The sequence below is a fragment of the Paenarthrobacter sp. CCNWLY172 genome (assembly GCF_037402035.1).
Lineage (GTDB): Bacteria > Actinomycetota > Actinomycetes > Actinomycetales > Micrococcaceae > Arthrobacter.
In genome coordinates, this window is record NZ_JBBEGB010000018.1 from 53588 (window position 1) to 64623 (window position 11036).

10 protein-coding genes are annotated in these 11036 nt (G+C 62.0%); 3 read left to right on the top strand and 7 right to left on the bottom strand.

Features of this window, described 5'->3' with window-relative positions:
• The first annotated feature begins 197 nt into the window (after positions 1 to 197).
• Positions 198 to 1292 (top strand): amidohydrolase family protein, encoded by a 1095-nt coding sequence (locus WBN73_RS20225; RefSeq protein WP_337341101.1) that lies wholly within the window; start codon positions 198 to 200, stop codon positions 1290 to 1292.
• A gap of 17 nt (positions 1293 to 1309) precedes the next feature.
• On the opposite strand, the gene WBN73_RS20230 is transcribed toward WBN73_RS20225, so the two are convergent.
• The 5 genes from WBN73_RS20230 to WBN73_RS20250 all read right to left on the bottom strand — a co-directional run bounded on the left by WBN73_RS20230 (position 1310) and on the right by WBN73_RS20250 (position 7162).
• Entirely contained in the window at positions 1310 to 1906 is a 597-nt protein-coding gene (locus WBN73_RS20230) for a phosphatidic acid phosphatase (protein WP_337341126.1), read from the bottom strand.
• Positions 1907 to 2045: 139 nt separating this feature from the next.
• A complete protein-coding gene (locus WBN73_RS20235) occupies positions 2046 to 3629 on the bottom strand; it encodes a 2-oxo acid dehydrogenase subunit E2 (RefSeq protein ID WP_337341100.1) in 1584 nt (527 codons plus the stop codon).
• 91 nt (positions 3630 to 3720) lie between these two features.
• Positions 3721 to 4701, bottom strand: a complete 981-nt coding sequence (locus tag WBN73_RS20240; protein ID WP_207595350.1) for an alpha-ketoacid dehydrogenase subunit beta — start codon at positions 4699 to 4701, stop codon at positions 3721 to 3723.
• Complete coding sequence (gene pdhA / locus WBN73_RS20245) at positions 4701 to 5894, bottom strand: pyruvate dehydrogenase (acetyl-transferring) E1 component subunit alpha (RefSeq protein WP_207595351.1); 1194 nt, start codon at positions 5892 to 5894, stop codon at positions 4701 to 4703. The genes WBN73_RS20240 and pdhA overlap by 1 nt, the downstream gene beginning before the upstream one ends.
• A gap of 149 nt (positions 5895 to 6043) precedes the next feature.
• On the bottom strand, positions 6044 to 7162 hold the full coding sequence (locus WBN73_RS20250) for a histidinol-phosphate transaminase (protein ID WP_207595352.1): 1119 nt from the start codon (positions 7160 to 7162) through the stop codon (positions 6044 to 6046).
• 72 nt (positions 7163 to 7234) lie between these two features.
• On the opposite strand from WBN73_RS20250, the gene WBN73_RS20255 reads away from it, so the two are divergent.
• Complete coding sequence (locus WBN73_RS20255) at positions 7235 to 7663, top strand: phage holin family protein (protein ID WP_207595353.1); 429 nt, start codon at positions 7235 to 7237, stop codon at positions 7661 to 7663.
• 11 nt (positions 7664 to 7674) lie between these two features.
• On the opposite strand, the gene WBN73_RS20260 is transcribed toward WBN73_RS20255, so the two are convergent.
• Together WBN73_RS20260 and WBN73_RS20265 are read right to left on the bottom strand one after the other, a co-directional pair.
• A complete protein-coding gene (locus WBN73_RS20260; RefSeq protein ID WP_242703433.1) occupies positions 7675 to 8946 on the bottom strand; it encodes a hypothetical protein in 1272 nt (423 codons plus the stop codon).
• 95 nt (positions 8947 to 9041) lie between these two features.
• A complete protein-coding gene (locus WBN73_RS20265) occupies positions 9042 to 9353 on the bottom strand; it encodes a hypothetical protein (protein ID WP_207595355.1) in 312 nt (103 codons plus the stop codon).
• Between the two features lie 165 nt (positions 9354 to 9518).
• Between WBN73_RS20265 and purB the strand changes: the two genes are divergently transcribed.
• A complete protein-coding gene (gene purB, locus WBN73_RS20270) occupies positions 9519 to 10925 on the top strand; it encodes an adenylosuccinate lyase (protein WP_207595356.1) in 1407 nt (468 codons plus the stop codon).
• Positions 10926 to 11036: the final 111 nt, after the last annotated feature.

An 11036-nucleotide genomic window follows, 5' to 3' on the forward strand; every position in this document is an offset into this window, starting at 1 on the left:
GCTTCTCCTCGATGCGATTCACATCACATAAATGAATGGTGATCATTAGAGTAGGCGCTCGATCGAGTTCTGTATAGATTTGGTATTCCAAAAGGCTTGTCTCGCTCTTTCTTAAGCTGGTTTTCAGGCGTTGTTCCTGCAAAACTCCCTCGCGGTGGCGCTTTGGTATACCGTTGAGACATTACTTGGGAGGCCTTATGACAACACATTCACCAACCCGCGAAGTAGGCCAAAGTCATTGGTCCGGCGGCCCGGCTCTCCTCACGACGCGGGGCTTCGTGGACGCACACATTCACCCGGACAAGACCACAGTGGGTTCTGCATGGTTGCCCCGCCGATCCGCCCCCACGCTGGCCGACCTCATCGGAAACGATCTCCGTGCACAGCTCTCGTTCCAGGACAGCGTGGAGAAACGTTCCTTCGCATTGATGAGGCAAGCTGTCCTCCAGGGGACCATGGCGATGCGGGCGCACGTTGACGTCGGTACCCAGATCGGGCTCAGGAACATTCACGGCGTCAGGGCGGCCGCGGAACGCCTTGCACCCTTCCTCGACGTCCAAATCGTCGCTTTCCCGCAGTTCGGCCTCCTCAGTAATCCGGGGACGCTCAACCTCATGGAAGCGTCATTGGCTGAGGGGGCAGACCTGGTGGGCGGCCTTGACCCTGCTTCGCTGGACGGCGATCTGGATGGCCATCTGAAGGCGGTCTTCGGACTGGCGAACAAGCATGGCAGGGACGTGGACATCCACCTCCACGACGCCGGACCGGACGGACTGGCACAATTGCGGGACATCGCACAGCGCACGCGGGCGGAAGGCATGCAGGGCCGCGTCACCATTGGACATGCTTTTGCTCTTTGTGACCCTGCGCAACCCGGGCTCGAAGCCACCCTTGATGCCATGGCCGAGGCCGGAATGTGGATGGCGACGTGTGCCCTGGGTGCCGATCCGGTCCCTGTTCTGGACGTCGTGGAAAGGCACGGGGTCAAAGTTGCGCTCGGCTCCGACGGAGTCCGGGACGCGTGGTCACCCTTTGGTACGGGGAGCATGATGGACCGCGCGCATCTGCTCGGATACCGCACTGGTGCTTCCACCGATGCTGAGCTGGAACGTTGCTTCAGGATCGCTACGGTTGCAGGCGCAGAGCTTGTGGGATCGGCGGCTGTGAGCGATTTTTCCGGTGCGGAATCAGGTGACCGTCTCGAATTCGCAGCAAACTCAATCCCCGAATTGGTGGTCGACCGGCCATCACCGCTGAGGGTTATCCGGGATGGGCAACAAGTGGTGATCTAGGCGGCAAGCCAGCAGTGCTAGAGCATCATGTCCTGCAACAACCACCACAGGCCGGCGATCACCACGCCACCAAACAGCGAGCCGACGATGACCTGGCCCAAGGTGTGGGCACGCAGGACCAGCCGTGACCAGCCCACTGCTGGCACCAGGAGAAGTACAGGCAGCCATGCAGGCCCAAACATGGCGACCACAATGACGGCCGCCGCGGCAAGGGCAGACGCATGCCCGCTCATCTTCCAGAAGGCGCTGACCACCGCCAGGATCCCGATACCACCGATGAGCGCGATGATCATTACCAAGACGCTGACCGGACCATTCATCAGGTGCAGCACCACCAGGCCAACCACTACCGACACCAAGGCCATCAGCAGCAGGGCCGGCCGTTGGCGCCGGTCGCTGACATGGTGGTCCGTGATCCTGCCCAATTTGACCATCACCAGCACATAGGCCAGCGGGAGGACACAAACGAACAACGCGGCCAGGAGGCCGAACCACATGGTTCCAGGAAATCCGGGCTCTATCGCGGGGCTGATCAATAACAGCCCAAACACCACAACCGGCGGCTGGAACACCTCCGTCAGGACACGGGCAACCGTGCGCCACGGCCCCGACACCAGTTGAGGGGGCACGTGGCCTGGGACGTTGGCGGACACCTCAGCGACAGGCGCCGCGTCGGGGTAGGGCGCGGCGTCCGGGTAGGGCGCTGCAGCGTCCGCTTGAGACGCTGCACCCGGACGCGGTGAGGCGTGCCTGTCAGTCAAGCAGCAGCGCCGGTTCTTCGAGAATGGCTGCAACATCGGCCATGAACCGCGCCGACAGGTCGCCGTCCACCACGCGGTGGTCGAACGAACCGCCCAGCGTGGTGATCCAGCGGGGAATGACTTCGCCGTCCAAGACCCAGGGCTTCTGCTTGATGGTTCCGAACGCGATGATGGCAACCTCGCCCGGGTTGATGATGGGCGTTCCGGTATCAATGCCCAGTGCACCGATGTTGGTGATGGTCAGGCTTCCGCCCTGCATCTCCGCCGGCTGGGTCTTGCCTGCACGTGCCTTGGTGGCCAACTCGTTGAGCGCCAAGGCCAATTCCTTGAGCGAGAGGTCCTGGGCGTCCTTGATGTTGGGGACCATGAGGCCGCGCGGGGTGGCGGCTGCAATGCCCAGGTTCATGTAGTGCTTCACCTGGATCTCGGCGTTTCCGTTCCCGTCAGCATTATCCACCCAAGTGGCGTTGACGCTGGGGTTGCGGGCAGCGGCCCAGATAACCGCTTTGGCCAGGATGAGCAGCGGCGAAACTTTGATGCCTTCGAAGTCGCGCGAGACCTTGAGACGCTTGACGAACTCCATGGTGCGGCTGGCATCCACGTCCACAAAAATGCTGACGTGGGGAGCTGAGAACGCTGACTCCACCATGGCCTTGGCGGTCGCCTTGCGCACACCCTTGACGGGTAGACGCTCAACGCGCTGGTCCTGCGGTTTCTTGGACGCGCCCCAGAACGAGTCAGCCTGATCGTGTTCGGCATCGCGTTGCGCCTGGTAGCTGACCAGGTCCTCACGGGTCACCTCGCCGCGCTGGCCCGTGGCCACGACGTCGGCGAGATCGATGCCCAGATCCCGGGCGAACTTGCGAACAGGAGGCTTGGCTAGGACCTTGTTCACCAGGCCACTGATGGTGCCGCTGATGGCTGCGCCCCGGGAAGCGGCCGTCGGCGTGCCCGCGGGCTGGGTTGCTGGTGCGGACGGCGCCTGGATAACCGGCGCCTGGGCGACAGGCGCTTCGGAGACAGGCGCGACGGCGGTGCGTGCCGGCGTCGTGCGGTGGGAAGCCGGCGCTTCGGCCGCCTTGGCTTCAAGAACTGCCTGGTGGTCCTGAACGGTACCTTCGGCATTCTCGGCGACCGTGGCTGCCTCTACCGAACCTGCCGGCCGCTTACGCGCGCGGCGCTTGACGGCGTCGGCCTTCGGTCCCGAACCGACCAGCGGTCCACCGGCTGGACGGTTGTCATCGTGGTCGTCATCGGCGGGCAGTTTGCCGTACAGCGGCATCTCGATGGCGGGAGCTGCCGGCGCGACATCGCCTGTACCCTCTGTGCCTTCCGCGCCTTCGGCAACAGCGATGATTGCCGTGCCGACCTCCACTGTGATGCCCTCTTCCACCAGCAACTCGGTAACTGTGCCCGCGAAGGGCGACGGCAGCTCGACGAGGGACTTGGCGGTCTCGATCTCGCACAGGACATCGTTGATCGCCACAACGTCGCCGGGCTTGACCTTCCAAGCCACTACCTCGGCCTCGGTCAGGCCCTCGCCTACGTCCGGCAGGTTGAATTTCTTTACAGTCACAGTGGTCCTCGGTTTCCGGTTACCTGGCAGCGAAGCCGGGCAGGATCAGGGCGGTTTGGTAGGCCAGTGGGCGCTGGTAGGCCTCTGGGCTTTAGTAGGCCAGGGAGCGGTCGAGCGCTTCGAGGATCTTGTCGATGTCCGGCAAGTAGTCCTCTTCCACCTTGGCAACGGGATAGGGCATGTGGAATCCGCCCACACGGATCACAGGAGCTTCAAGGTGCAGGAACGCCCGCTCGCTGATACGTGCCGCGATCTCACCTCCGATGCCGCCGAAGGTGGGGGCCTCATGGGCGACGATCAGCCGGCCGGTTTTCTTGACCGAGGCTTCCACGGTGTCGAAGTCCAGGGGCGAGATGGAACGGAGGTCGATCACCTCGATGCTCCGTCCGTCCTCGGTGGCAGCGTTGGCGGCTGCCAAGGCCACAGGCACCAGCGGTCCGTAAGCCACGATGGTGGCATCGGTCCCCTCGCGCACAACGTGCGCCTTGAAGGGATCCTCCGAAAGGCCGGCATTCTCGACGTCCACTTCACCCTTGAGCCAATACCGGCGCTTGGGTTCGAAGAAGATGACAGGGTCCTGGCACTCAATGGCTTTCTGGATCATCCAGTAAGCATCGTGGGCGTTGGACGGCGAGATGATGCGCAGGCCGGCAGTGTGTGCGAACAGCGCTTCCGGAGACTCGGAGTGGTGCTCGATCGAACCTATGCCGCCGCCGTACGGAATGCGGATGACAACAGGCACGGTGAGTTTGCCGAGGCTGCGGGCGTGGATCTTGGCAAGCTGCGTGGTGATCTGGTTGAAGGCCGGGTAGACAAAGCCATCAAACTGGATCTCGCACACCGGTGAATACCCACGCAGGGCCAAGCCGATTGCCGTACCCACAATGCCCGATTCGGCCAACGGCGTGTCCAGGACGCGTTCGTCGCCGAATTCCTTGATGAGGCCATCGGTGACGCGGTAGACGCCGCCAAGGTGGCCGATGTCCTCACCCATGAGCAGGGACTTGGGATTATCCGTCAGCGATGCGCGCAGACCCTCGTTGATGGCCTTCGCAATGGTCATGGTTACCATCAGTTAGCTGTCTCCTCATCGCTTTCGAATCCGGCCGAGTACTCCTCGAACCAGGCCAGTTCCTCCGCAATCAGAGGGTGTTGTTCGGCGTAGACGCTGGCGAACGCATCCCGGATGTCCGGAACTTCAAGGCCATGCGTGGTGCTGCGGACATACTTGGCCAGCTCATCGCCGTCGGCTTTGACCTGGTCAAAGAAAGCTTCGTCCGCAAGCCCTTCGGCGCGCAGGTAGGTCTCCAGGCGGTCCAGGGGATCCTTCTCGCGCCAGGCAGCTTCCTCGGCGGATTCGCGGTATTTGGTGGGGTCATCAGCGGTGGTGTGCGCACCCACCCGGTAGGTGTACGCCTCGATCAGCACCGGGCCGCGGCCCTCACGGGCATGCTCCAAGGCCCACTCGGTGACGGCGTGAACTGCGATGACGTCATTGCCGTCCACACGGATTCCCGGGAAGCCGTAGCCCTTGGCTCGATTGGCCAGCGGCACTTTGGTCTGGACTTCGGTGGGCACGGAAATGGCCCAGTGATTGTTCTGGCAGAAGAACACGACCGGTGCGTCGTAGGACGCTGCAAAGACCATGGACTCGTGGACGTCGCCTTCTGAGCTGGCTCCGTCACCGAAGTAAGCGATGACTGCGGCTTTGGGGTCTGTGGAGTCAGTTGCTGCGGCAAGCTTCTGGTCCCTCTGGATACCCATCGCATAGCCAACTGCGTGCAGCGTCTGGGCTGCAAGAACCAGCGTGTACAGGTGGAAGTTGTTCTCACGGGGATCCCAGCCGCCGTTGGACACGCCGCGGAACTGCTTGAGCAGTTCAGCAAGGTCCACATTGCGGACCAGCGCGACACCGTGTTCGCGGTAGGTGGGGAAGATGTAGTCCTGGGGCTGGCTTGCATGGCCGGACCCGATCTGCGCAGCTTCCTGGCCTGTCAGCGGCACCCACAGCGCCAACTCACCTTGGCGCTGCAAGGCGGTGGCTTCCTGGTCAAAACGACGGATCCTCGCCATATCTGTGTAGAAAACACGCAACTTCTCCGGATCGATGCGCTTGGCGTAATCCGAGAACACTGGATCTGAACCCAGTTTTCCGTCAGGGCCTAGCAACTGAACCATTTCCACCGGTTCGCCTGGCGCGGCTGCTGCCGCGGAGGTTGCCGCGAGAGTGTCTTCCGTCCCGGGGGGCAGTTGTGTCGAGCCCATTCCGTCTCCTTGCTTGCCACGGCGGGTGCCGGGCAATGTCTGTCGCTGGGATATATGCCCGTTCCGGAATGTATTCCGGAACGGGCATATTATTGGCTTTCGTCCCTTACTTTATCGGCAGTAAGTTGGGTTGGCGCATTTGTTAACCGCTAGGAACCCAGCGGCGCCTTTGTATAACCTGCACAGAGTTCCAGGAATCGGGTGTTGGCCTCGACCTCACCGATGCTCACCCGAACACCCTCATTGGCGAAGGCCCGCACGGACAATGCTTGCTCTGCCGCCAAGGCCGCAAACTCGCCACTGTGCTCACCAAGATTCAGCCAAATGAAGTTGCCCTGGGCTTCAGGAACAAACCACCCAAGGTCCCGCAGACCGGCTGTGACACGGTCCCGCTCGTCCACCAGGCTTTGTACCCTTTCCACAACCTGATCGAAATTCTCGAGGGAGGTAACGGCGGCGCGTTCTGCGATTTGGGAAACTGCAAAAGGAGTGGCGGTGACGCGGAGGTGCTGCGTGAGCGCGGGGCCCGAGACACTGTATCCAACCCTCAAACCGGCCAGTCCGTGTGCCTTGGAGAAGGTCCTCAGTACCACCACATTGGGATAATCGCGGTACAACTTGATGCCGTCCACCGCGTCTGCATCCCGAACGAACTCCTGATACGCCTCATCGATGACCACCACCACGTGTGGGGGTACAGACTGGATGAAGCGCTCAGTTTCTTCTGCCGTGAGGATGGGCCCTGTGGGGTTGTTCGGGGTGCACAGGAGGATCACCTTGGTGCGGACAGTGACGGCCGAGGCCATGGTCTCGAGGTCGTGCCGTCCGTCGGCCAGCAATGGGATCTGGACACTGGCGGCACCTGCAAGGCCGACACAGATGGGGTATGCCTCGAAAGAACGCCAGGCGTAGATGACCTCGTCCTGCTTGCCGTCGTCGTTCTGCCCGGCAAACGTTGCGAGAATCTGGTTCAGCGCTCCAAGGCTGCCCGCACCAGTGACGACATCGTCGGCGGGGACATCAAGGAAGCCGGCAAGCGCGGTTCGCAACTTGGTGGCGAGTGGATCCGGGTAACGGTTGATATCGGACTGGTCAGCAATTGCCTGCAACACTGCAGGAATCGGAGGCAGCGGGTTTTCGTTGGACGACAATTTGTAGCTGGTGAGGCCCTCAATCGCAGCGGGGGGTTTACCTGCCGCGTACTTCGGTAGCCTGTCCACGACCGGTCGAGGGAGTACGCCCTCCGGTGCGTTGTCAGTAGTAGTCATGGCTTCAAGCCTACTTGGCTGCTTATGGCTAATGCTGAGCTGATTAACAGCTCCGTGTGAAAGCATGGGCCCATGGGTTCATTCATCATTCGCGTCCTCATTAATGGGCTTGCCCTGTGGGTGGCCACCTGGCTCCTGCAAGGCATGGATATCACCACAAGTGCCACCGAGACAGCCGCCACCAATGCAGGACTCACCCAGGGCGCAGACACCGCCGGCATCATCCTGGCGTACTTGTTCATAGGACTGATTTTTGGTGTAGTGAACGCAGTCGTCCGCCCTCTGGTCAGGCTGCTGTCCCTTCCGGTAACCATCCTCACGCTTGGTCTGTTCACCATCGTGATCAACGCGGCGATGCTGTACCTCACTGCCTGGCTGAGCTCTTTCACGCCGGTGCACCTCACCCTCGACTCGTTCTTCTGGACAGCCATTCTGGCCTCGCTCATCATCAGCATCATTTCGATGGTGGCGGGCCTGATACCTGGAGCCCGCAAGCGGTAGGAGCAGCGCACCTACCGCGTTCCGGCCCCCTTCCTCGTGTCCTGGACTGTCGGCGGCGAATCCGGCTTCACCGCCAACGGCAAAACTGCCAACCGCGAGACCGGCATCGGCGCCCTTTCCATCTTGAACCGCGTCACTCTTGCTACCCCACCGGCCCCCACAACCCCCGCGAATACGGCGGTCGAAGCGACCAGTGACTCGTCGTGGCTCGCGGCAACCAACTCTGCACCTGCCGCGTAATTCTCCTGATCGTGTCCCGGGCCAAGGCCAGAGTCCTGGCCTTCGGGCGTCCTGACCTCGTCTGTCAGCGACACCGTCACCCTGTCTTTCGTATCGGCGTTTACTTGGCCGTCTATTCCCGGGACCCAGTCCTGCACATGCTCCAGGTGGAGTGAGGTAATGCCCGGCTCGGGGGTAATGCCGCCGACAGGGGCTCCGGCTGTCAACACGTATTTGAGGTCGAACTCTCTGAGAAAGGCCTGGTTCCGACTGAGGTTCATGGCGTGTATACCGCCTTGGCTGTGCCCCACCGCTACGACGTGGTCTCCGGCTTCTGCTCCGGCTTCGCGGAGGGCCTGGCCAACAGCCGGGATCACTTCCTCCGAATCGTAGGCAACAGCCTCGCCGATCCCTTGAATATCGAGCGGGTTCGTATTGGGTGAGTTGGGTTGGGTTCCAGGTATCAGCACCATCCAGGACGACGAGCCGTCCTGTTCGAACTGGATGACCTCGATCTCGCCGTCATTCCGGGCGTGAAGCCTCTCGAGCCGGCGAAGGCTTTCTGCCATTGAAGGCTCCACATGTTCTACTGCTTGCTCAACTTTTCCGACCCTGACGTCTCTGGGTTGAAGGACTTCCAGGAGCGGCGACTCCAGAATTCCGTGAAGGGTATCCCTCGTGTTCGTCCAAGGTGGAACCACGACACCCCTGAGGACGTTGTGCGTCATGTCGCGGCCAGGGAACCAGCCTGTTCCGGAGACCCTTAGCTCATCGAGACGCAGTTGCTGCCGGAAGCCGTTGCCTGCTTCCATTAGCTCGTAATCCCGGTGGCTGGCCCGAACACCCGCGCTGACCTCAATCAACTCCTGACGCACTTGCGCCACGTCCCTCCTGCTCCCGGCAATGGCGTCGGCGGCACTGCGGCCCGAGTCGAGGGACTCGTATAGATACGGTTCCAGATCGTCTTGGACCCGACGTGCCTCGTCTTCGATACCAAGGAGCTGTTGGACTACGTCATCGAGTTGGGTTGCGCCCCGCAGAAGTTCCTCCAACTGGAAAGACATCCCTCCCACCCCGCCCCGTATGGTGAGAATTCCGTCCGGCGCCGGTGGTAAGGGTCGTGGCGCTTCCCCGGCTCCCACTGGAGCTGAATCGGCCATTACTGGCCCCTCTCACCGGAAACTGAAACGTTCCGGGAATGACGCAACACCAAGGCAGCTGCGGCGTCCATGGCCTCACGGGCACGCATCAGCGCTGAAGCATGCAGGGCAACGGTTGTCCGGTAGGCGCGTCCGGCGGGAGACTGCCAGTCATCCATTTGGGTTCTTCGCAAGGACGTCAGAACAGCATCCACTTGGTCCACGCACGTCTTGAGGCGCCAAGCGAGCCGTTGGACTTCGTGGCTTCTGGACGCACACTCCAGGGGGCCAAAAGTGGGCGGGTTGGCTGCAGGCATCAAGCCGACGCTCATGTCCGTATACTCCATTGATTGTTCTGCTGATCGGTAGGTTCGACGCTACGGAGTGCCAGAGCCCGACGAAAGCGCTGACGTTGCGTATGTGGATAACCCGGGGGTCGTCCACATAGCGTCGTCACCGACTCGGGCACCATTGCGGAACATGAAAGAATAGGGACCATGGCTGAATCCCCTCGCGTGTCCCTCGCTTCCGAACCCCTCGCCCTTGGCGCCCTTGACGGCCGCTACCGTGCCGCCGTCGCGCCCCTCGTGGATTATTTGTCCGAGGCTGCACTTAACCGCGATCGCGTTCACGTCGAGGTCGAGTGGCTCATCCACCTGACCAGCCAGTCAGTACTGCCGGGTGCCGGTCCTCTCTCCGACGAGCAGATCGCGCAATTGCGTGCCATCGTTACCGATTTCAATGCCGAATCGGTCAACGAACTCGCCGAGATCGAGGCTGTCACTGTCCACGACGTCAAGGCCGTGGAGTACTACATCGGCCGCCGCCTGCCCGCCATTGGCATCGAGAACCTCACCGCCATGGTGCACTTTGGCTGCACCTCGGAAGACATCAACAACCTCTCCTATGCCGTCGGCATCAAGGGCGCAGTGGAGAACGTGTGGCTCCCGAACGCCGCCGCCCTCGTCCAGCAGATCGAGGCCATGGCGGAAGAGAACCGCGCTGTGCCCATGCTGTCCCGCACACATGGCCAGCCCGCCACCCCCACCACACTCGGCAAGGAACTGGCGGTCATCGCCCACCGCCTGAACCGCCAGCTTGCACGCATAGCCAAGACCGAGTTCCTGGGCAAGATCAACGGCGCCACCGGCACCTACGCCGCACACGTCGCGTCGGTCCCGAATGCTGACTGGGAAGCCGTCGCCAAGACGTTCGTTGAAGGCCTGGGCCTCACCTGGAACCCACTCACCACCCAGATCGAAAGCCACGACTGGCAGGCCGAGCTCTACGCCGACATCGCCCGCTTCAACCGCATCCTGCACAACGTTTGCACGGACATTTGGAGCTACATCTCAATCGGCTACTTCCGCCAGATCCCGGTTGCCGGCGCCACCGGTTCCTCCACGATGCCGCACAAGGTCAACCCGATCCGTTTCGAGAACGCGGAAGCCAACCTTGAAATCTCCAACGGTCTCCTGGACACCTTGGGTGCCACGCTGGTGACCTCCCGCTGGCAGCGCGACCTGACGGATTCCTCATCGCAGCGCAACATCGGTGTTGCCTTCGGCCACTCGCTGCTGGCCATCTCCAACGTCGCCAAGGGCCTCAAAGCCCTCGACGTCGCCGAGGAAGTCCTCGCAGGCGACCTCGACGCCAACTGGGAAGTCCTGGGTGAAGCCATCCAGATGGTCATGCGCGCAGAGGCCATTGCCGGCGTCGAAGGCATGGAAAACCCGTACGAACGGCTGAAGGACCTCACCCGCGGCCAGCGAGTGGACGGTGCCCGAATGCAGGAATTCGTGCAGGGACTTGGCCTCTCCGCCGACGCCGAGGCCCGCCTGCTCGCCCTGACCCCGGGCAAGTACACGGGCATCGCCGACAAGTTGGTGGACCACCTGCAATAAGAACAGAAGTACGACGACGGCGGGCCGGGGCTTGGGGCGGTTTCTAGGAGTCGTTGCAACACCTGTTGGTTAGGTGGTTAGTAGTAAATCACGTAGGCGCTCGGCTGGGGT